Consider the following 22,529-nt stretch of genomic DNA (forward strand, 5'->3'; position numbering starts at 1 on the left):
TTACTTTACAAACATTGCATCCCCAAAACTAAAAAAGCGATATTTTTCTTTTACCGCATGTTCATATGCTCCTAATACTTTTTCTCTACCAGCAAAAGCACTGACTAGCATAACGAGAGTAGACTTTGGTAAATGGAAATTTGTTAGAAAGGCATCGATAAGTTTAAAATCGTAACCTGGAGAAATAAAAATACTTGTCCAACCACTATCTGCTTTAATTTCACCATCAAACTTGGTTCCGATTGTTTCAAGTGTTCTAATAGAAGTCGTACCAACTGCTATAATTTTTCCTCCAGCAGTTTTCACTTCATTCAACTGATTAGCTGCCTCATCGGATAATCGATAGAATTCAGAGTGCATCTCATGGTCTTCAATCGAATCAACGCTTACTGGCCTAAACGTACCCAAACCAACATGAAGTGTTAAGAATACAAGTTTAACCCCTTTTGCTTTAATTTCTTCTAATAACTCTTGCGTAAAATGAAGTCCAGCAGTGGGAGCTGCAGCAGATCCGTTTTCTTTCGCATAAACTGTCTGGTAACGCTCATTGTCTTCTAAGCGTTCTTTTATATATGGAGGCAGTGGCATTTCACCAAGAGATTCTAATACTTCTAGAAAAACTCCTTCGTAATAAAATTCAATAATTCGACCACCATGATCTAACTCTTCTTTTATAACAGCTTCTAAACGACCATCACCAAATGAAATTTTCGTTCCTGTTCTTGCTCTTTTTGCAGGCTTAACTAATGTTTCCCATTGATCACCAGCAGTATTTTTTAACAATAAAACTTCTAAGTGTCCACCCGTTTCAGGTTTCACTCCATGAAGTCTAGCTGGCAATACACGTGTATCATTCATAACTAACGCATCACCTGACTCTAGCTCATTTAAAATAGCTGGAAAGTATTCGTCTTTTATCTCACCATTTTGTTTATTTAATAACAATAGCTTTGAGCCAGAACGGTCCTCTAATGGAGTTTGTGCAATTAACTCCTCTGGTAATTCAAAATCAAAATCATTTGTCGATAACATAACTTAACGCCCCTGTTCCTAATTGTTTTTAGGATAACCCAAATGGTCAAACCCTAATTGTGTAACAATTCTACCACGTGGCGTCCGTTGAATAAAGCCCATTTGCAATAAATAAGGTTCCACCATGTCTTCGATTGTTTCCATTTCTTCTCCAATATTAGCTGCGATTGTTGAAAGTCCTACTGGACCACCTTGATAAATTTCAATCATTGTTCGGACCATTTTTTGATCAACGAAATCTAATCCCTTTTGATCGACTCTTAGCATTGTTAAAGCTTCATTTGCCACTTTTTTATCTACTACGCCATCTGATTGTACTTGTGCATAATCTCTTACTCTTTTTAATAAACGATTCGCTACACGTGGTGTCCCTCTTGATCTTCTAGCAATTTCTAATGCACCTTCAGAATGAATCTCGGTTTGGAAAATAGCAGCGGAACGAATAACAATATCACTTAAATCTTCTATTGTGTAGTATTCCATATGCGATACAATTCCAAAACGATCACGCAAGGGGGCAGATAACATCCCTGCTCTAGTTGTTGCACCTATTAATGTAAACGGCGGTAAAGGAAAATGAACAGGATGAGCTGTTGGGCCTTGCCCAACAATAATATCAACAAAGTAATCTTCCATTGCTGAATAAAGCATTTCTTCTACCATTCGTGGCATTCTATGGATCTCATCGATAAATAAAACATCACCCGGTTCTAATTCATTTAATAATGCAACTAGATCTCCTGCTTTTTCGATTGCCGGACCACTTGTCGTACGAATATTGACCTCCATTTCGTTAGATATAACCATTGCCATTGTCGTTTTACCTAGTCCGGGTGGACCGTATAGTAACACGTGGTCTAATGCCTCTTCTCTACTCTTAGCAGCTGAAATATAAATACCTAATTCTAATTTTAACTTTGACTGGCCGATATATTGATTTAGATATTGAGGTCGTAGTGATTTCTCAATCGATAACTCATCTGAACTATCGCTTTCGCCTGAGATAATACGTTCTTGATCCGACATACTTCATTCACCTCTTTTTATAAGCCCTCTTATTTTTTCATTAATAAACGTAGTGCTTCCCTCAAGTAAGCATCTGTTGTTTCTTTGTTCATCTTACGAATTTCTGGTTCAACTTTTTTAATCTCTTTCGCACTGTATCCAAGAGCTGTCAGTGCTTCTATAGCTTCATTCACTGGTTTTTGGTCCTGTGATAAACTTAATTCTTGTTGCATAACTCCATCAATCGGTACTCTAATGATTTCTAAATCATCTAGTTTTCCTTTTAAATCTAAAATGATTTGAGCAGCTGTCTTTTTACCTACTCCTGGAAATTTCATTAAATAAGAAATCTCTTCACTTTCGATAGCTTGAACCAGCCCTACATGATCATCATTTGCTAGTATTGCTAAACCACTCTTAGGACCAATACCAGATACACTAATTAATTTTAAGTATAATTGCTTTTCATTGTAGTCTTTGAATCCGTATAAAGTAATCGCATCTTCTCTAACAGCTTGATGCACGTAGATTATTGTTTCTTGGTTTAATTGATTGGAAAAACGAAAAGGGTTAGCTATATACAGCAAATGGCCTGTTCCATTTAATTCTAATACTATATACGCAGGGCCAATAAAAGTAACTATGCCCTTAAGGTATTCATACATTCTTTTAGCTCCATTCATTCAGATATCCAGGAAGCTTAATAAGCACACCTGTTCCCTTTTCATTCTAACATAATTAAACATTTAAAAGAAAGTTCTAAAATCATTATCTTTTTCAACATTATTCTAATCCAACAAAAAAATCCCCCACTACAAAAATAGTGAAGGATTTTTTGAATTCAATTGTATTAAGCAAATAGTCTCAAGTAAAATCCATAGCCTTCTTGTTCTAATTGTTCTTTTGGAACAAAACGCAAGGCTGCAGAATTAATACAATAACGCAAACCGCCTGCTTCTGTTGGTCCATCGTTAAAGACATGACCTAAATGTGAATCCGCTTCTTGACTGCGGACTTCCGTTCGTTTCATACCTAGTAATCTACGATCTGTTTTTTCGATTATTTCTTTAGAATCAATAGGTTTTGTAAAGGAGGGCCACCCACATCCAGCATCGTATTTATCCGTCGAGGAAAATAAAGGTTTGCCACTAACTACGTCAACAAAAATACCATGTTCGTAAAAGGCATCGTATTCTCCAGTAAATGGACGTTCTGTTGCTTCGTTTTGAGTTACTTCATACTGTATAGGTGTTAATTTTCTTTTCAATTCTTCTTTTTTACCATCTTTCATAAATATCCTCCTATTCTAGGCTAAAAAATTTCCTAAGTGGTCTATCAATTCATCTCTGAAAATAATTTTCTTTGCTTAGCAGCAGAAATTTCTATTTATTTCTTTCTTCATTTTAACTTATATCCAGCAATGCTTCAAGTTATTGGATTATCTCAATGGTTCGATTTATTATTGAAAAAAATACTTAACCTCTGTTAAAATATTTACTCGGATAAGAAACAACTCCTATTTTATTTTTTGATAGATGAAAACGTAGAATAGGAGTTGCTTGTTTTTTTAATTTTTAACGATTTTTCATTTCATCTCGTATTAATGAGAGTCTTGAATTCGTTTAAACATTTTTTCCATATCATTGTTCGTAAAACGAATTAATACAGGTCGACCATGCGGACAATTATAAGGGTTTTTAGTCTTAGCTAGATCATTTAATAATGAACGAGCTTCAGCGTCATTTAAATGATGATTAGCCTTTATTGATCCTTTACAGCTCATCATAATAGCTGTAGCTTCACGAAACTTCGCTATATTTACTGCCCCTTTTTCTAGCAACAAATCAATTAGCTCTTTGACTACTTGTTCTTCTGCTCCTTTATCAAACCAGACAGGATGACTTCTTAATAAAAAACTGTTTTGTCCAAATAGTTCTAAATGAACCCCAACATCTTCAAGGGCTTGTTGATTTTCTTTAATTTTGATGGTATCGCTATTAGGATAATCTAAGATAATTGGAACTAAGAGCTCTTGCAAGTCCGTACTTACTTCACCAATTTTTTTACGGAAATACTCGTATTTAATTCTTTCTTGTGCCGCATGTTGGTCTAATACATATAGCCCTTCCTCGTTTTGAGCAAACAAATAGGTTCCGTGCATTTGACCAATATATTCTAACGAAGGTAAATGAATTTCTTGAGCAGTTGATTTTTCATTGGCTTCCATCAATTTTTCAGCTGTCTGGAGATAGGATGCTTGGTGTTCAGGTGGTGAAATACTATTTAGACTAGTTTTATCATTTTTAACAAGTGAGTCTTCTGATTCATTTAAGACAAATACCTCTTCTTTTGTTATCGTTTCAAAATCTATCTTACTTGCTCCGGCCGTTTTTTGGTTGTCCTTAGATGTTAATTTTAGTTTATTCCATACGTCATCGTAAGACAATATCTTTTCGGTTGACTGCCCTTGATTTACTAGATGATTAGAAAATGCTAACTTTGTTTGCTCAGTAGCCTCATCTATAACATTTGTTTTCTTTTTAAATGTCAAATTACCTAGTGCTTCAGGAATTAGCTGTTCTTTGCTTAAACATTGATGAATGGCAGATTCAATTAATGCCATCAATTCTTTTTCTTTACTAATTCTTATTTCTTGTTTAGTTGGATGGACATTCACATCCATCAATAACGGATCTGCTGTAATTTCGATAACAGCAATCGGAAAACGACCAACCATGAGTTTGGAACGATAGCCAGCGATGATTGCTTTGTTTAATAAATAGTTTTTAATGTAACGTCCATTTATAATGATAGAAAGATAGTTTCGGCTTGCTCTTGTCATTTCTGGTAATGAGATATACCCACTAATCTGAAAATCCAAATCTTCACCTTCTATCTTTCTCATTTTTTTAGCTAGAGCAACACCGTAGATACCCGCTAACGTCTGTTTTAAATGACCATTGCCAGCAGTTCTCATCAATTGGCTCTCATCATGGACTAGCCTAAACGCGATGCCAGGATGGCTAATCGCCATTCTATTAACAATGTCTGTGATATTAGCAAGTTCTGTTTGAATGGTTTTTACATACTTCAAACGTGCTGGTGTATTAAAAAATAAATTCTCTACTGTTATAGTCGTTCCTTTTCTGGATTGAGCAGAACGTTTCTCTATTACTTTGCCACCTCTTAAATAAATAAAAGCTCCTTCTTGATCGCCAGTTGACGTCTCTAGTGTGACTTCAGAAACAGAAGCAATACTTGGCAAGGCTTCTCCTCTAAATCCTAATGTACGAATTCTAAATAAGTCATCTCGCGAATAAATTTTACTTGTCGCGTGTCGCTTAAAAGCATTCAATACTTCTTCTGTAGGAATTCCTTCGCCATTATCGATAAGTTTAATTTTCTTAAGTCCAGCTTCTTCAATTAAAATATCTATTTGCGTGCTTCCTGCATCAATTGCATTTTCAATTAGCTCTTTCACAACTGAAGCGGGTCGTTCAATTACTTCCCCAGCCGCTATTTGATTCGTTAGTAGTTCAGAAAGTTCTTGAATTTTTGCCATTATTTCTGTTCCTTTCTGTCTTTTTTTAGTTTAGTTGCTGTTGCAAATCGTGTAAAACATTTAAAGCTTCTAAAGGAGTCATTGCTAATAAGTTTATTTCAGCCAACGCCTTTACTATACAAATTTCCTTCTCATTTGCTAGTCCAAATAAAGAAAGTTGTTCTTCTTTTTCTGCTGTTTTATTTTTTTGAGGTACTATTTTTTTTGTTTCTTTTGTTTCTTGAACTGTTGCTTCTAACACCCATTCTTCTTTCTTTTCAAGCCGCTCTAAAATAATAGTTGCTCTGGTCAATAAGTCTACGGGTAACCCAGCTAACTTAGCAACATGTATCCCGTAACTTTTATCAGCAGCTCCTGGTAACATTTTGTGTAAAAAGATTAATTCCCCGTCTTCTTCTATTGCACCTACATGTGTATTCACTAAGCCTTTTAACTCTTGATCTAAGACCGTTAATTCATGATAATGAGTAGAAAATAGTGTTTTTCCATGTACATGATTATGAATATACTCAATAATCGCTTCTGCCAAAGCCATCCCATCAAATGTAGCCGTCCCTCTTCCAATCTCATCAAATAAAATAAGACTATGTTGAGTCGCGTGACGCAATGCTTGATTAGCTTCTATCATTTCGACCATAAATGTACTCTGGCCAGAGATTAAATCATCCGCTGCTCCAATCCGAGTGAAAATCCGGTCAAATATTGGGAGCTGTGCTGATTGTGCTGGTACAAAGCAACCCATTTGAGCCATAATGACCGTTAAAGCTAGCTGACGCATATAGGTACTTTTCCCTGACATATTTGGTCCTGTTATCAACATTATCTCTGTTTGCCCATCCATTTCAACGCTGTTGGGCACATAAGTCTGTTGGCCTAATACTTTTTCCACGACAGGATGTCTGCCATCTTTAAGTATTAGTTCTCGACTATCATAAGTTAGTTTTGGTCTAACGTAATGGTATTTTTCACTAATCGTAGTGAAACTTTGTAAAACATCAATAGTCGCTACTGTTTTCGCTACTAATTGAAGTCTATCAATATAATGCTTCACTTCATCCCTGACCTTAGTAAACAAATCATATTCTAGAGCCAGTGATTTTTCTTCAGCTTCTAGGATTAATGTTTCTTTTTCTTTTAATTCAGGAGTAATGAATCGCTCAGCATTAGCTAAGGTCTGTTTGCGTTCATATAACCCTTCAGGTAAAGAAGCAAGATTAGATTTGGTTATTTCAATATAATAACCAAATACTCGATTATAGCCAATTTTCAATGTTTTTATCCCTGTTTTTTGACGTTCTTGTGCTTCTAGTTTAGCGATCCATTGTTTGCCGTTACGCATAGCATCACGATAGAGATCAAGTTGTTCGTCAAATCCATCTTTAATAACATTCCCATCTTTTAACGAAAGCGACGCATCTAAATGTACCGCACGTTCAATTAATTCTACGACCTCGGGAACATGATCTAAATCTGCCATCAAATTATCCCACTCGCCTTTATTTATTAAAGCGATAATCTGTTTCAAGAGCGGAATTTGAGATAAAGACGTTTTTAGTTGAAGCAAGTCTCGCCCATTAACATTTCCGAATGCGACTCTACCAGCTAGACGTTCCAAATCGTATACTCTTGTTAGAGCTTCGTTTAAATCAGTCCGCTCAAAGAAATGATTGATTAAACTTTCTACAATATCTTGACGTTCTCTAATAGGTTGTTCTTGAATCAGGGGTCGATCAATCCATTGCTTCAGTAACCGGCCACCCATAGCCGTTTTTGTTTCATCTAATAACCAGAGTAATGTTCCTTTTTTTTGGCCGGTTCTGATAGAAGAAACTAATTCTAAGTTGTGTTTTGAATAGTGATCCATTTTCAAAAAATGTTCTGGGATATAAACCTCTGCTTTTTGTAGATGAGATAAACTTCTTTTTTGCGTGATGGTTAAATAAGATAATAAAATTTTTATGGCTGAAAAAATTTCTTTATTCTCTACTTCAGTCGTTAAATAAGATAATGATGCATTTTCTTCGCTGCTTTGCTGCGTGGAAATCATTACACCTAATTTAGTTTGTAATTCTGTTTGTAACTCTACCTCTTTTGCTTCTTCAAAAACGACCTCTTTTGTCTTTAAACCACTTAATTCATTGATTACTTCTTCTACAGAAGTCAATTGGGTCGCCTTCAATTCTCCAGTACTCAAATCAGCATAGGCCACATTAAACTGATTTGTGCCTGTCACCGATAATGCAGCTAAATAATTGTTAGATTTTGCATCCATATTTTTCGATTCTATAGCTGTTCCAGGCGTAATCAATTGAACAACTTCACGTTTGACCATCCCTTTAGCTGTTTTTGGGTCTTCTACTTGCTCGCAGATGGCTACTTTAAATCCTTTTTCAATTAATACATCAATATATCCTCTGGCTGCATGATAAGGTACTCCACACATTGGTATTGGGTTTTCTGCATTGCGATTGCGACTAGTTAATGTAACTTCTAATAGTTGAGAAGCTTTTATCGCATCTTCATTGAACATCTCATAGAAATCACCTAAGCGATAAAATAAAAACGCATCTGGGTATTGTTTTTTAATTCCTAAATATTGTACCATCATAGGTGTATGCTCTGTTTTTTGTGGCATGCTTATTTCCTTCCTTACTTTTCTCTTTTTAATAGACCATACTTATTAAAAATTATTGCCAAAGGGTCGATCATCATTGATGACAATATTTTCAATTCTTTTTGCTGCTCCTGTTGTATCATCAATCTCGATAAAGCAACCAGATAACAATTTACGTCCTTCTTTAGGCACTTCAAATCGTGTTGGCATTTGAGTTAAAAAGCGATTGATAACTGCTTCACGTCGCATTCCTAATATCTCGTCATACGGACCTGTCATCCCTACATCGGTCAAGTAGGCTGTACCCGCTGGTAAAATACGGGCATCGTTTGTTTGTACATGGGTATGTGTGCCGACTACTGCAGAAACTCTGCCATCTAAGTACCATCCCATTGCTTGTTTTTCACTAGTCGTTTCAGCGTGAAAGTCAACAAAAATCAAAGGAGTTCTTTGACTTGCTTCTTCGACTAGCTCATCTGCTTTTCTAAAGGGATCATCTACATCAGACATAAATACTCGACCAATTAGATTGATGACAGCTAATTCTAATTGGTTTACTTTGATATAGGCAATACCATTTCCTGGTGTTCCTTCAGGATAATTAGCTGGACGAATCATTTTTTTTGCTTCGTCAATAAATTCAAAAATTTCTCGATTGTCCCATGTGTGATTTCCCATTGTAACGATGTCTACTCCATCTTGAAGAAAACCTTTATAAATTTTTTCGGTAATACCTCTTCCAGCTGCTGCATTTTCACCATTTAAAATAGTTACTTGTGGCTTGTATTGTTGTTTTAATTTATGTAGCTGATCATGAACCATTTCTCGTCCCATAGATCCTACAACATCTCCAATAAATAATAATCTCATGTCTATTGCCTCTTCTCTAGATAATTGCATTCAACCCATTTTAACAATAATCTGTAGTAAAGAAAAGCAACGAAATACTATCCTTAACCTTTCATTTATTTTTAATCATAAAAAGAGATACGAAACGAATAAAAATCACTCGTTACGTATCTTCTAATTTTTTTATTTTAAAATTAATTATTTTGCGTATTCGACTGCTCGTATTTCACGGATAACTGTTACTTTAATATGTCCTGGATAATCTAACTCATCCTCAATCATATTTCGAACATCGCGAGCTAAGCTAATCGCTTCTAAATCATCAACTGAATCTGGTTTGACCATGATTCTTATTTCACGTCCTGCTTGAATAGCATAGCTTTGTTCTACACCTTCAAAACTGTTAGAAATACTTTCTAACTTCTCTAGACGATGAATATAGTTTTCAAGTGACTCGCTTCTAGCTCCCGGTCTAGCAGCAGATAAAGCATCTGAAGCTGCAACTAAGACAGAAATAACTGAAGTGGCTTCCACATCCCCATGATGAGAGGCAATTGCATTAATCACTGTTTCATTTTCTTTATAACGCATAGCAATTTCTGCACCGATTTCCACATGTGAACCTTCAACTTCGTGGTCTAATGCCTTTCCAATATCATGAAGCAATCCTGCACGTTTAGCTAACGTTACGTCTTCTCCTAATTCAGCAGCAAGCACTCCTGCTAGCTTAGCAACTTCAATCGAATGTTGCAAAACATTTTGTCCATAACTGGTCCTAAAGCGCAAACGTCCTAGTATTTTTATAATATCAGGATGAATCGAATGTACTCCAACTTCAAATGTTGCTTGTTCACCAATTTCGCGGATTCGTTCGTCCATTTCTTTACGTGATTTCTCGACCATTTCTTCAATGCGAGCAGGATGAATCCTACCATCTTGAATAAGTTTTTCGAGTGTCATACGGGCAATTTCACGACGAATTGGATCAAATCCACTTAAAATAACTGCTTCTGGTGTATCATCAATAATTAAATCAATCCCAGTTAATGTTTCAAGAGCACGTATATTACGGCCCTCACGGCCAATAATACGGCCTTTCATCTCATCATTTGGTAAAGAAACGACAGAAACTGTAGATTCAGAAACTTGGTCTGCAGCACTTCTTTGAATAGCTAAAGCAATCAAATCACGTGCGCGACGATCTCCTTCTTCTTTTGCTTTCTCTTCAGAATGTTTCACCATGACCGCAAGTTCATGAGATAATTGTTCTTCTGTTTCTTCTATAATAATATGTTTAGCATCTTCTCGTGAAAGAGCGGCTACATTTTCTAGTACTATTTCTTGTTGTTCAACTATTTTTCTTGCTTGATTCTCCAAATCGTCCAATAATTGTTGTTTTAAAACTAATTTTTCTTCTTTTGCTTCAAGTGTCCGTTCACGTTTTTCTAAGCTATCATTTTTACGGTCAATATTATCTTCACGTTGCACTAACCGATTTTCTTGTCTTAGAATCTCATTTCTTCTTTCTTTCAGCTCAGTTTCAATTTCAGTTCTATATTTGTAGTTTTCATCCCTCGCTTCTAACATCGCTTCCTTTTTCATGGTTTCTGCTTCTCTTTGCGCTTCATCCAATATTCCAGTTGCAGTGTTTCTAGCACCAACCAATTCTTTTTCATGTTTTGATTTTCGGATGGCATATCCTACAAAAATACCAACAATTAAAGTAACGATAGCGAAGGCTATACTGTTAAAATTCATTCTTCCACCTCCGTATCTTATTTAATTTATTTTTTCCTGTTTATTAACTATTGATTATCTGGTAGTACTTTGTTCTTTTCCACCAATAAAAACCTACCTATTATCTAAAGATAAAATAAAGGATACCTTAATTTTAATTGTCTACACTGGACATGTCAACTGAATAATAACTTTTAGGGCTGATTACCTTGTTTTTGTCTATAAAATAAGACCAATATCTTCTTTAGTCTTTATTTCCAGCCTCTTTTTCTTTCAAAAAAAGAAGCTAAACGGATATAATCCAATTTAGCTTCTTTAAATAGTTCAAAAAATAGTTCAAAAAATTTATTTTTCTTCCGTTAAAGATGACTTACCTTTTTTTTCTAGAGTTGCATCAGGTTTCTTTTTTTCAGTTTTTTCAACTTTCTCAGTTTCTTCTGGTGCATCACCTATACCATAAGCTGCACGTACTTTTTTCTCAATTTCGACTCTTAGTTCCGGATGGTCTAAGAAATAACGTTTTGCATTTTCGCGCCCTTGTCCGATTCTTTCGCCTTCATAAGAATACCAAGCTCCTGCTTTATCGATAATGTCTTTTTCTGACCCCATGTCTACAAGTTCGCCAACTTGAGAAATTCCTTCTCCGTACATAATATCAACTTCTGCTACTCTAAATGGTGGGGCTACTTTATTTTTTACTACTTTTATTTTTGTTCTATTTCCCACAATATCCGTACCTTGTTTAATTTGTTCTGCACGTCTGACTTCTAAGCGAATCGTTGCATAAAATTTAAGAGCACGGCCACCTGGTGTTATTTCAGGATTACCAAACATCACTCCTACTTTTTCACGAATCTGATTGATGAATAAAGCAATTGTTTTTGTTTTATTAATTGAACCAGATAATTTACGCAGAGCTTGAGACATCAAACGAGCTTGTAAACCAACATGACTGTCTCCCATTTCGCCTTCGATTTCTGCACGAGGAACTAATGCAGCCACTGAATCAATGACAACAATATCAACAGCACCACTTGAAACTAATGCATCGGCAATCTCTAATCCTTGTTCGCCTGTATCAGGTTGTGACAAGAGCAACTCATCAATATCTACTCCTAATGCTGCTGCATATTTAGGATCTAATGCATTTTCAGCATCAATAAACGCAGCTATTCCACCTTGTTTTTGGACTTCTGCTACTGCATGCAAGGCAACTGTTGTTTTACCAGAACTTTCTGGTCCGTATACTTCTATGATTCTTCCTCTTGGAAAGCCACCTACCCCCAATGCTACATCTAATGCTAATGAACCACTTGGAATAGTTGAAATACGAGTATCAACTTTTTCTCCTAATTTCATGACTGAACCTTTACCGAAGTTTTTTTCAATTTTTTTCAAAGCTAGCTCTAGCGCTTGCTTACGATCTTCTGCCATTTTATGTCCCCCTAAATTATCTATTCATTGCCCTTTTATTTATCTAATTAGTTTTTATTTTTTATCAGTCTCACAACATCTATCATACTTTCTTTTTTTATAAAATGCAAGAAAAAAGCGAACAAACATTCGGTACGTTTTTGACTCTGTTTTTTAAACTAGTCTAGTAAGTCTCTATAAATTAAGTGTAGCCCTGACAAAACTGAGAGTTCCCTATTCTTATTTCTATCACCTTCGAAATTGAAACATTTTGCATACGTTTCTTTGTTTTTCACTGCTATACCTATCCAAACTGTGCCCGGTTTTTTATTTTCTAGTTCTAACGGACCAGCTACGCCTGTAAATGAGATTCCTATATCCGAATTGAATAATTGTCTAACATTCTCTGCCATTTTAATAGCACATTGACTACTAACAACTCCAAATTGATCTATTATTTTACGGTCAACATTAAGCTGCTCTTCTTTTATACGATTGCTGTAAGTAACTAGCCCACCTTCAAAAAATTCTGAAGCGCCAGATGTACTTGTCAGCATACTTTGAAAAGCCCCGCCTGTTAAACTTTCAGCTGCTGAGAGCGTTAATTTTTTCTCTTTTATTAATTTGCTAACCACTTCAACTAAGCTATTGTCGTCACCATAGCCGTATATATAGTCTCCGGCACGTTCTCTTATGATAGCTTCTAGATTGTCCAACTTTTTTTCACACTCTGTATTAGAGCTGCCATTTGCTGTTAGACGCAAGCTAACTTCATATTTACCTGTATAAGAAGCAAGTGTTGGATTTAGTTGATTTTCAATTAAATCATCTATTAAGGTGACTAGACGTGACTCTCCTATTCCATAAAAGCGTAAAACTCTTGATAATAAAACGGTCTCTTTTGATGTTTGTTTTAACAATAGAGGTTTTACTTCTTGTTCAAACATCTTCTCCAGTTCATGTGGGGGACCCGGTAACAGTAAAAAAGACTGATTTTCTAAGTTTAAAAACATCCCTACTGCTAACCCATTATTATTTTTCAAAACAACTGATCCTTCTATTATTAATGCTTGAAGTTGATTATTTTCCGTCATTGGGTGTTTTCTTTGTTTATGGAATAGGCGTATTTTTTTCATTGCCGCTTCATCTATCACTAACTCTTTGCCAAGATGTTCTGCTACTACTTGTTTCGTTACATCATCTTTTGTTGGGCCCAATCCACCAGTTAAAATTACTAACTCACTTCTCTTTTCAGCAAGCTCTATCGCCTCTTTTAATCTTTTAGGGTTATCTCCTACAACAGATTGGTGATAGACTTCTATCCCTAATGTTGCTAATTCTTTAGACAAGAAAGTCGCATTCGTATTGACTACCTGCCCTAATAATAATTCTGTTCCAATTGCAATTATTTCAGCATTCATTAAATTCTCCTCACTTATAGTTAATATACGTTTCTCAATCACATTTTATTTTTATCTTAGATAATAACTTGTTACCTAAGAAAAGGCTGGAACAATTGTCCCAGCCTATTTTGTCTATATTCTCCTAGTTTTACGTTAAATCCAGGCGTTAAATTCAGGTTACATTGACCCTTTAAAAACAATTTTATTTTTCACGAAATAATCAATTCCTGAATAAATAGTAAAGAATAAACAGATATACAACATGATATCAGCTAAAGGGATACCTAAGCCTTCAAAAGGTAAGTTGTCTACTAGCAATAGTATGATAGCAATCATTTGAGTCATCGTCTTAATTTTACCTGGCCACGCTGCGGCCAAAACTGTCCCACCTTGTTCAACTAGTAATAGGCGTAATCCTGTTACGGCTAGTTCTCTACAAACGATAATCGCTACAATCCATGAAGAAGCTAGACCTTGTTCAACTAGAATAATTAAAGCAGTCATTACCAACATCTTATCAGCTAATGGATCGGCAAATTTACCGAAATTAGTCACTAAACCTCTTGAACGAGCAATTTTGCCATCAAGCCAGTCCGTTATACTAGCAACTGCAAAGATAATCGCTGCTATCAGTTGTGTTATTTCAATAGCTGATCCCCATAATTGAAAGACTCCCCAATTTAAAGGAGCTAAAGCAATAATAACAAAAATTGGTATCATAAAAATACGGACAACCGTCAGTTTATTGGGTAAATTCAAATTATCGCCTTCTTCCTTTTGATTTCTATTTGAATTAAGACAATGAGAAAAATCTAATAAAAGAAATTTCTTATTGTCTTTTTATCTTATTCTTCTTTATTAAATTGAAATTCAATCTTTTGTGTAACTGCCTCAGCTGCTTCAGGGGCGAATTCTACATTCTTATCGTTTAACTTAATAGATGTGAACTTAGAATTCCCCACCACTAATTCAACTTGTTTTACATCTTCGGAAACGGGAGCTTTTAACGAATTTCCACTAGATAATAAAGCTTGTTCAACCATCACGCCATCAATCTCTATACTTACCCAACTGTCTCCACCTTCAGCAAGCAAATTAATTTCGCTTACTCCAGATATCCCAGTTACAGCAAAGATTGTTTGAGAACCTGTAGATGAGACGACAGAGACTGATTGTTTTGGTTCTTCTTTTTTAGCGACGGAAGATTCTAATTTCCCCGATTCCTTATTTTCGGTCAGACTTGATTCAGAACTTGAAACGACTACCGTTTCTGAATTTTTTGTAATCATATCTTCTTTAACTACTTGATTCGTCTTAATAAACGCAAGATAAATAGCCGTTACGATTACGATAACTATAACCAAAATAAATAAGCTTGGTAAATAGTCTTTTATTTTTTCAAATAGATTGTTTCCTGACTTATTACCCGATCGTGTCTGATTTGCGGATGCTTGTTCTACATACTCAGTATCATGCGTATGTGGAACACTATCTGTATAATCTGCTAATAACTGTTCTCCATCAAGTCCGACTGTGTCAGCATACTGCTTAATAAAAGCTCGTGCATAAAATTTGCCTGGCATTACATCGTAGTTATTTTCTTCGATTGCAATTAGGTAACGTTTTTGTATTTTTGTCATTTGTTGTAAGTCATCTAAAGTATAACCCTTAGCTTTTCTGGCTTCTTTTAATTTTTCGCCAATTTCATTCATTCTATTTTCACCTACCAGTTCTCTTGTCTAGAGAGCATAAAAAGCTCATAACACTTCTCATTATAACACAACAAAAGATTGAGAAACATCTCTTTTTGGTGATAGTCAAGAATAATTTTAATTTTATTGCTCTTTATTTTTACGACCTCATTTTTTCACCTCAGCCACCCACCGCTAACGACAATAGATTGACCTGTTAGATAAGCACTCCTAGGATCTAATAGCTGGTGAACCCAAAAACTAATCTCTGAAATACAGCCCATACGTCCAACTGGTATTTCTTCTTTAAGTTTAGCCAACTCCAATACACTAAATCCTGCATTCATCTTCGTTTCGATTGCACCAGGTGAGATTGCATTGACCGTTATTCCTTGGCTAGCTACTTCTTTACTGTAGGCTTTTACGAAGGAAAGTTGCGCCCCTTTTGTTGTGCTATAGATGACTTCCATTGGGCTACCTGATTCTCCATAAATAGAGCTAATAAAAACAATCCTACCTGAACCAGAATAAGCTAACTTCGTTTGGAGTTTTTGCAGCAATAATAGAGGTGTTTTAACGTGAACTGCCCACATATCATCCATTGTTTTAGATGTCACTTCTGTTAGCAGTTGAAAGGTTGTAAAACCACTTGAAAAAATAACCGCATCTAATTGGAATATATTTTTAACAAACTTTTCAATTCCTAATTCATCGGTCATATCCAGTTTAATTCCGAAAAAAATTTGTTTAGGATAGGATAATTGATAGTTTCGAAGCTGTCTTTCAATACTCTTATCATCTGTATGATAGTGCAAATATAAAGACCAACCATTTGTAGCTAATTCTTGTGCGATTCCTGAACCAATATCACCGCTGGCTCCCATAATCAGAGCTGATTTCATGCCTTTTCGTCTCCTTTAGGTAAGATATGAAAGACACTCATGTGACTTTCTTGCATAAATTCTTCAGCAATCTTTTTTATTTGATTTAATGTGATGGCCTCAATGATTGGAACTAAGTCAAATAATGTCGTTTCCCCATAATTTTGTTGGCTATATTGGTTTGCAATATATTCTAAAGAATTAAGAGATTGCAAGACTTGACCAATCATTCTTTTCTTAATCAGGACTAGGTGTTCTCGATTTAATTCTGGACTCATTTTTGCAGTTAATAAAATTTCTTTTATAGCTGTACTAAACATTTCCGGATCTTTAGTGTCCCCTGCGATATCAGCAAAATAAAAAGTACGTTCTAAACTAAAATCATGCGAAAAGCTATCATCAATAACACCTGAATCATACAATCTCAAATAGTTATCAGAGGTCGGTCCTACTAATAAAGCTAGTAGTAAGTCCATCGTTATTTTATAAATCAAAGCCTTTTTTCCCTCTGGAACTTGTCCAACACCTTTGATACCTATGATACTTTTTGGTCTTTTAACCGTCATTCTTATTGAATCAAAAGGGTTAATATCCGCAATTTTTTCTTCAGGGAAATAACGTTCAATTTCAGTTACTTCAGAAAAACTTTTTTTTGCTTGATTCGATTTAATTAATGCCATCATTTCTTCTGGGTCCATTTTACCTACAACAAACAGATTCATATTACTTGGATGATAAAAAGTGTTATAGCTTTCATATAATAACTCAGCTGTTATGTCTGTAATGCTATCAACAGTTCCTGCAATATCAATATGCACAGGATGCTTAGGGTAGAGATTGCCTAATATTCCGAAAAACAAACGCCAATCTGGTTCATCTTCGTACATCTGAATTTCTTGAGCAATAATACCTTTTTCTTTATCGACTGTTTCTTTTGTAAAATACGGTTCTTGTACAAAATTTAATAATGTTTCAATATTCTCTTTTATGTTAGTTGTACTTGAAAACAAGTAACTAGTCTGAGTAAAACTTGTAAATGCATTGGCTGAAGCTCCCAGTTTCCCAAATACGTTAAAAACATCTCCATCCTTTTTTTCAAACATTTTATGCTCTAAAAAATGTGCAATGCCATCTGGAACACGAGTTAACTGATTGCCTTTACGAGGTACGAATTGATTGTCTATTGAACCATATTTAGTAGTAAACAATCCGTATGTTTTATGAAACTCATTTTTAGGTAATAAGGTAACAGATAATCCATTTAATAATATTTCGGTGTAAGTTGTTTCATTTAATTGATCATAGTGTTTTTTATCCATTACTTTACCTCCTCAGATAAAAAGAATGTCGCCTTTAAATGAACTAAATTAGCTATTCCTATAATTTCTTCCTTTGTTACTTTTTCAATATTCTCCATCCACTCTTCTATACTCATAATCGTATTTTTTGCTAATTGATTTGAGTAAGTGCGCTCAATTACTGCGCTTGAATTATCTTCAGATTGAAGTAATTGATTTTTTAACATCTGTTTTGTCTGGTAAATATCTTCTTCAGTAAAATTACCAGTCTGCATTTCTTTTAATTGAAGCGTCACAATTTCCTTTACTTTTTCCATTTTTTTACTATCAATTCCCGTTTGAACAATCATCATTCCTCTAAAAGTATCTAATGAACTAGAGGCATAGTAAGCTAAGCTTTCTTTTTCTCTAACATTTACGAATAATTTTGAGTGTGGGAACCCACCAAACAAACCATTAAATAGTTGACCCGCATAATAATTCTCTTGAAGATAAAATATAGGAGTCGTGTACCCTAAATTGAACTTTGCTTGTTTAATTTCTTGTTGTTCTATTTTTATTTTTATTTCTTTAGCATTTGATGGTGTATAAAAAAGATCTTTTTGTTTTAATTTTCTTGATTCAAAAGAGAATTCTTTAAATTGTTTTACTAGTTGGTCTTCATCAATGGCACCTAATACATAAATATCAACTTGATCCTGTTGAAGCATTTTTTTATAGTAATGGTAAAGAGAGTCTTCAGTGATTTCTGCTAAGTCTTCTTTAATTCCAATACTAGGAATTTTTTGGTCATCTTCTTCAAAAAACAGTTTTTGTAATTCTAAATTGGCATACGTTTGTTTATCATCTGTAATCGAATCATAGTAATCGACTAAATTTTCTTTTTCACGAACAAAGGTAGCCTGATTGAAATGCTCATTAGTGACGTTTGGATTAAAGATAATTTCTTTCAAAAAATCAATTGATTTTGCCAATATTGAATCGCTCATTGTTAAATATTTTTCATTCACAACATTTAAAGATAGCGTTAGAACGTGAAACGCTCCTTTTTTTGTTACCGAACTGCCAAAACTTGCACCAAATAAATTAGATAATTCACTTCTTAAAGCTGTTTGTGTCGGATATTTTTTACTATTCGTTTCAAGTAAACTAGATAATAAAGCTCTTTTAGTTATAGTTTTTTTATCCAAAGGAGCACGAAATTTTATTACTATCCTGACTGTTTTATATTTTTCAGTTGGCATAATATGAAGGTTAACTCCTTCAGTTAATTGGATAGACATTTTTTTCCTCCTTATGTGTAGATACAATCTTTTCTTTATCATAGTTTAAAATAAGTAAAAAGTGAAGTACTCTTAACTAACAAAAAAAACAATTAGAAGATTATCTTCTAATTGTTCTTTAATCCTATTTTGATTTAATATATGTTTTGCCATTTGCTGCAGGTCCTTCAGATTTACCAATAACACCTACTAATACGATAATTGTTATTAGATAAGGTGCAGCTTGTAACCAAACACTTGGTACATCTTGAATAATTGGAATATAGTTTCCGATAACACTTAGACTTTGAGCAAATCCAAAGAATATTGCAGCACCCATAGCGCCTAATGGATTCCATTTACCAAAAATCATTGCTGCCATGGCAATAAATCCTTGTCCGGCAATAGTTGAAGCCGAGAAATTCAAAGAAATAGCTTGAGCTTGGATTGCTCCACCCATACCACCTAATAAACCAGATAAAAGAACACCAGCATATTTTGTCATGTAAACATTAATTCCTAATGTATCAGCTGCTTGAGGGTGTTCCCCAACGGCTCTTAATCTTAGACCAAAACGCGTTTTGAAAAGAATAAACCAGCAAAGAACTGCAATAGCTATCCCTACAAATGCAGGAGCAGATGTTCCTTTAAAGAAAATAGGTCCTAAAACCGGAATATTTTCTAATAAAGGTATATTTGCTTTACCAAAATTTTCTGAAATGATATCTGTCTGACCACGTCCATCGTATAAAACACGCGTTAAAAATATAGCCAGAGCTGGAGCCATTAGGTTGATAACCGTACCAGAAATAATATGGTCAGCTCGTAAATTTATTGTAGCGACAGCATGTATAAGTGAAAATAAAATACCAATTAATCCACCGACAACCACACCAACCCAAGGTGTCCAATTACCTAATTGTGAAGCGAATGTTAAGTTAAAGACTACTGAACCAAAAGCACCCATTACCATAATTCCTTCAAGCCCAACGTTAACTATCCCGCTTCGTTCTGAAAACGTACCGCCTAATGCTGTCAAAATTAGAGGAGCTGAGTAAACTAATGCTGAAGAAAAGACAAGTTGCAATACATTAATAATATCCATCTTATTTTACTCCTCCTTTATTTAGTTTAGCACGCTTATCGACAATCGAACGGATTAAATAGTTAGCACCGACGAAGAAGATAATAGAAGCAATAACAATATCAACAACTTCTGTAGGAACGTCTGCTGCTAACGGCATGCTGTTTCCGCCGATTTTCAAAGCACCAAATAATAAAGCTGAGAATAAAATACCTACTGGATTACCTAATCCTAATAATGCAACAGCAATACCGTCAAACCCAATTGATGGTATCCCCCCTTGAACGAAGATATTTTGAAAAGTTCCCATACCTTCCATAGCTCCACCTAAACCCGCTAGTGAACCACTAATTAGCATTGAAATAATAATATTTCGTTTCGTACTCATCCCTGCATATTTAGATGCAAATGGATTCAAACCAACTGCTCGTATTTCGAAACCAGCTGTTGTCTTTTTCATAAATACCCAAACAACAACAGCCATAATTAATGCTAAAAAGATTCCTCCATGTAACGTAGAATTATTTGTTAAATCAGCTAACCATGCCCAACGGAGACTTGCTCCTTCAGGGATGCGAGCTGTTGTATCTGATGATTCAGATAAGACATTTCTGATTAAATAATTTGCTGTATACAAGGCCGTATAATTCAGCATAATCGTTACGATAACTTCACTAGTATTAAAGTAAGCTCTCAAGAAACCTGCAATACCCGCCCATAAAGCACCAGCTAAAGCACCAACAATTAAGCTTATAACTAATAAAATAATACCTGGTAGCTCAGGGAATGACAATGCAAACCAAACTGAAAACAACCATCCGAGTAAGGCTTGTCCAGCAACACCGATATTAAAGAAGCCAGCTGTATAAGCTACTGAAAATCCAAGTGCCGTAAAAATTAAAGGTGTTGCTTGTCTTAATGTTTCTCCAATATAAAATGAATTACCAAATGCACCTTGTAACATGGCTTGATAACCCGCAACTGGGTTATAGCCAAAAACCAACATAATTAATGCCCCTAATAATAATCCCAAAATAACTGAGAATACTGGAACTAATATATTATCCAATTTACTTTTATTATTCAACGTGAGTCGGCTCCTTTCCCAGCTCTTGTTCGACGGCTGCTCTGGCTTTTTCAAGAGATGAACCTGCCATAAGTAGACCTAGTTCTGTTTGAGTTGTTTCCTTTGGTTTAACGATAGCAACAATATTTCCATCATACATTACCGCAATTCGATCTGAGACATTTAAAATTTCATCTAATTCAAAACTCATTAACAAGACAGCTTTTCCATTGTCTCGCTGTTCAATTAAACGTTTATGGATATATTCTATCGCTCCGACATCTAATCCTCGCGTAGGTTGAGCTGCAATTAGTAATGATGGATTACGGTCAATTTCTCTAGCAATAATTGCTTTTTGCTGATTTCCACCAGATAAAGCACTTGCCGGAACCGTTTCGCTTTGAGTACGAACATCAAACTCTGCAATTAATTTCTTAGCATAATCCTTAATTTCTTTGGGATCTAAGAAGCCTCTATTGCTTAACGGCTTTTTATAGTAAGTTTGGATTACCATATTTTCTTCTAGACTCATTGGTAAAATCAAACCATATTTATGACGATCTTCAGGGATATGTCCTAAACCATTTTCAGTAATGTTACGTGGTGTATTATTTTGAATTTCTTTTCCATTCAATTTAATTTTTCCACTCTCTGTTTTAGATAGTCCAGTAATCGCTTGAATTAACTCACTTTGACCATTGCCATCAATTCCAGCAATTCCCAATATTTCTCCAGCTCTTACTTCAAGACTTAGAGATTTTACAGCGTCTAGACCTCGGCCTTCCTTAACGACAATATTTTCAACTGAAAGAACAACTTCCTTAGAATGTGCTTCTTTCTTTTCAGTCTTAAATGAAACTGAGCGGCCAACCATCATATCTGCCAGTTCTTGTTGTGAAGTCGTCGATACGTTAACAGTATCAATACTTTTACCACGACGAATAACCGTACAACGATCTGCAACTTCTTTTATTTCATCTAATTTATGAGTAATTAAAATAATAGATTTACCTTCATTAGTTAGTGCTTTCATAATTTGCATCAATTCATCAATTTCTTGAGGAGTTAATACTGCTGTAGGTTCATCAAATATTAAAATTTCTGCACCTCGATAAAGCGTTTTTAATATTTCCACACGTTGTTCCATTCCAACTGAGATACTTTCTACTTTTGATGCTGGATTTACTAACAAACCATACTTTTCTGATAATTCTTTAATTGATTGTTGAGCTGTCTTTTGATCCAGTATACCGGCTTTATTCGGTTCACTGCCTAAGATAATATTCTCAGTAACTGTAAATTTTTTAACTAACATAAAATGCTGATGAACCATACCAATCCCTAATTTATTGGCCATTCCAGGAGAATTAATGGTTACTTCTTTTCCGTTAATCAAAATCTTTCCTGAAGTTGGCTCTAATAATCCTGATAAAATATTCATCAGAGTAGATTTTCCCGCTCCATTTTCGCCTAATAAGGCATGAATTTCTCCTTTTTTTAGCTGTAAATTAATATCGTCATTTGCTTTAAAGGTACCAAATTCTTTTGTTATACCTTTCATTTCGATAACAAAATTCGTTTCTGACACGATGGACTCACTCCTTTTAACTTCTTAAATTCATAACCCATTAT

General features: G+C 34.8%; 18 protein-coding genes. All 18 read right to left on the reverse strand.

What is annotated here, in order from left to right; genetic code table 11:
• On the reverse strand, nt 1-1,032 hold the full coding sequence (gene queA / locus B9Y54_RS11475; RefSeq protein WP_085560368.1) for a tRNA preQ1(34) S-adenosylmethionine ribosyltransferase-isomerase QueA: 1,032 nt from the start codon (nt 1,030-1,032) through the stop codon (nt 1-3).
• Between the two features lie 18 nt (nt 1,033-1,050).
• Entirely contained in the window at nt 1,051-2,058 is a 1,008-nt protein-coding gene (gene ruvB / locus B9Y54_RS11480) for a Holliday junction branch migration DNA helicase RuvB (protein WP_085560369.1), read from the reverse strand.
• Nucleotides 2,059-2,087: 29 nt separating this feature from the next.
• Nucleotides 2,088-2,702, reverse strand: coding sequence for a Holliday junction branch migration protein RuvA (gene ruvA, locus B9Y54_RS11485; RefSeq protein WP_085560370.1), 615 nt, complete (start codon nt 2,700-2,702; stop codon nt 2,088-2,090).
• 185 nt (nt 2,703-2,887) lie between these two features.
• Nucleotides 2,888-3,328 carry a peptide-methionine (R)-S-oxide reductase MsrB gene (gene msrB / locus B9Y54_RS11490; RefSeq protein WP_085560371.1) on the reverse strand — a complete coding sequence of 147 codons (441 nt, stop codon included), beginning with the start codon at nt 3,326-3,328 and terminating at the stop codon, nt 2,888-2,890.
• Between the two features lie 309 nt (nt 3,329-3,637).
• Nucleotides 3,638-5,599, reverse strand: coding sequence for a DNA mismatch repair endonuclease MutL (mutL, locus tag B9Y54_RS11495; protein ID WP_085560372.1), 1,962 nt, complete (start codon nt 5,597-5,599; stop codon nt 3,638-3,640).
• A gap of 25 nt (nt 5,600-5,624) precedes the next feature.
• A complete protein-coding gene (mutS, locus tag B9Y54_RS11500; RefSeq protein WP_085560373.1) occupies nt 5,625-8,234 on the reverse strand; it encodes a DNA mismatch repair protein MutS in 2,610 nt (869 codons plus the stop codon).
• Between the two features lie 45 nt (nt 8,235-8,279).
• The gene (locus tag B9Y54_RS11505; protein ID WP_085560374.1) at nt 8,280-9,083 is read right to left on the reverse strand and encodes a TIGR00282 family metallophosphoesterase; all 804 of its coding nucleotides are present in this window, start codon (nt 9,081-9,083) and stop codon (nt 8,280-8,282) included.
• Between the two features lie 177 nt (nt 9,084-9,260).
• Nucleotides 9,261-10,820, reverse strand: a complete 1,560-nt coding sequence (rny, locus tag B9Y54_RS11510) for a ribonuclease Y (protein ID WP_085560375.1) — start codon at nt 10,818-10,820, stop codon at nt 9,261-9,263.
• A 324-nt stretch (nt 10,821-11,144) separates the two neighbouring features.
• Nucleotides 11,145-12,233, reverse strand: a complete 1,089-nt coding sequence (gene recA, locus B9Y54_RS11515) for a recombinase RecA (protein WP_085560376.1) — start codon at nt 12,231-12,233, stop codon at nt 11,145-11,147.
• A gap of 158 nt (nt 12,234-12,391) precedes the next feature.
• On the reverse strand, nt 12,392-13,633 hold the full coding sequence (locus B9Y54_RS11520) for a competence/damage-inducible protein A (protein WP_085560377.1): 1,242 nt from the start codon (nt 13,631-13,633) through the stop codon (nt 12,392-12,394).
• Nucleotides 13,634-13,792: 159 nt separating this feature from the next.
• Nucleotides 13,793-14,374, reverse strand: a complete 582-nt coding sequence (pgsA, locus tag B9Y54_RS11525; RefSeq protein ID WP_085560378.1) for a CDP-diacylglycerol--glycerol-3-phosphate 3-phosphatidyltransferase — start codon at nt 14,372-14,374, stop codon at nt 13,793-13,795.
• Nucleotides 14,375-14,460: 86 nt separating this feature from the next.
• Nucleotides 14,461-15,327, reverse strand: coding sequence for a helix-turn-helix domain-containing protein (locus tag B9Y54_RS11530; protein ID WP_085560379.1), 867 nt, complete (start codon nt 15,325-15,327; stop codon nt 14,461-14,463).
• Between the two features lie 155 nt (nt 15,328-15,482).
• Nucleotides 15,483-16,208 (reverse strand): elongation factor P 5-aminopentanone reductase, encoded by a 726-nt coding sequence (ymfI, locus tag B9Y54_RS11535; RefSeq protein ID WP_085560380.1) that lies wholly within the window; start codon nt 16,206-16,208, stop codon nt 15,483-15,485.
• Nucleotides 16,205-17,506: an EF-P 5-aminopentanol modification-associated protein YfmH gene (gene yfmH / locus B9Y54_RS11540; protein ID WP_085560381.1), complete on the reverse strand. Its 1,302-nt coding sequence runs from the start codon at nt 17,504-17,506 to the stop codon at nt 16,205-16,207. The genes ymfI and yfmH overlap by 4 nt, the downstream gene beginning before the upstream one ends.
• On the reverse strand, nt 17,506-18,768 hold the full coding sequence (yfmF, locus tag B9Y54_RS11545; RefSeq protein ID WP_085560382.1) for an EF-P 5-aminopentanol modification-associated protein YfmF: 1,263 nt from the start codon (nt 18,766-18,768) through the stop codon (nt 17,506-17,508). The genes yfmH and yfmF overlap by 1 nt, the downstream gene beginning before the upstream one ends.
• Before the next feature lie 124 nt (nt 18,769-18,892).
• Nucleotides 18,893-19,852: an ABC transporter permease gene (locus tag B9Y54_RS11550; protein ID WP_085560383.1), complete on the reverse strand. Its 960-nt coding sequence runs from the start codon at nt 19,850-19,852 to the stop codon at nt 18,893-18,895.
• Between the two features lies 1 nt (nt 19,853).
• Nucleotides 19,854-20,918, reverse strand: a complete 1,065-nt coding sequence (locus tag B9Y54_RS11555) for an ABC transporter permease (protein WP_085560384.1) — start codon at nt 20,916-20,918, stop codon at nt 19,854-19,856.
• Nucleotides 20,911-22,458 (reverse strand): ABC transporter ATP-binding protein, encoded by a 1,548-nt coding sequence (locus tag B9Y54_RS11560; RefSeq protein WP_420836093.1) that lies wholly within the window; start codon nt 22,456-22,458, stop codon nt 20,911-20,913. Before B9Y54_RS11560 ends, B9Y54_RS11555 begins: the two co-directional genes overlap by 8 nt.
• Between the last annotated feature and the right edge of the window lie 71 nt (nt 22,459-22,529).

Source organism: Carnobacterium iners, assembly GCF_900177385.1.
Taxonomy (GTDB): Bacteria; Bacillota; Bacilli; order Lactobacillales; family Carnobacteriaceae; genus Carnobacterium_A; species Carnobacterium_A iners.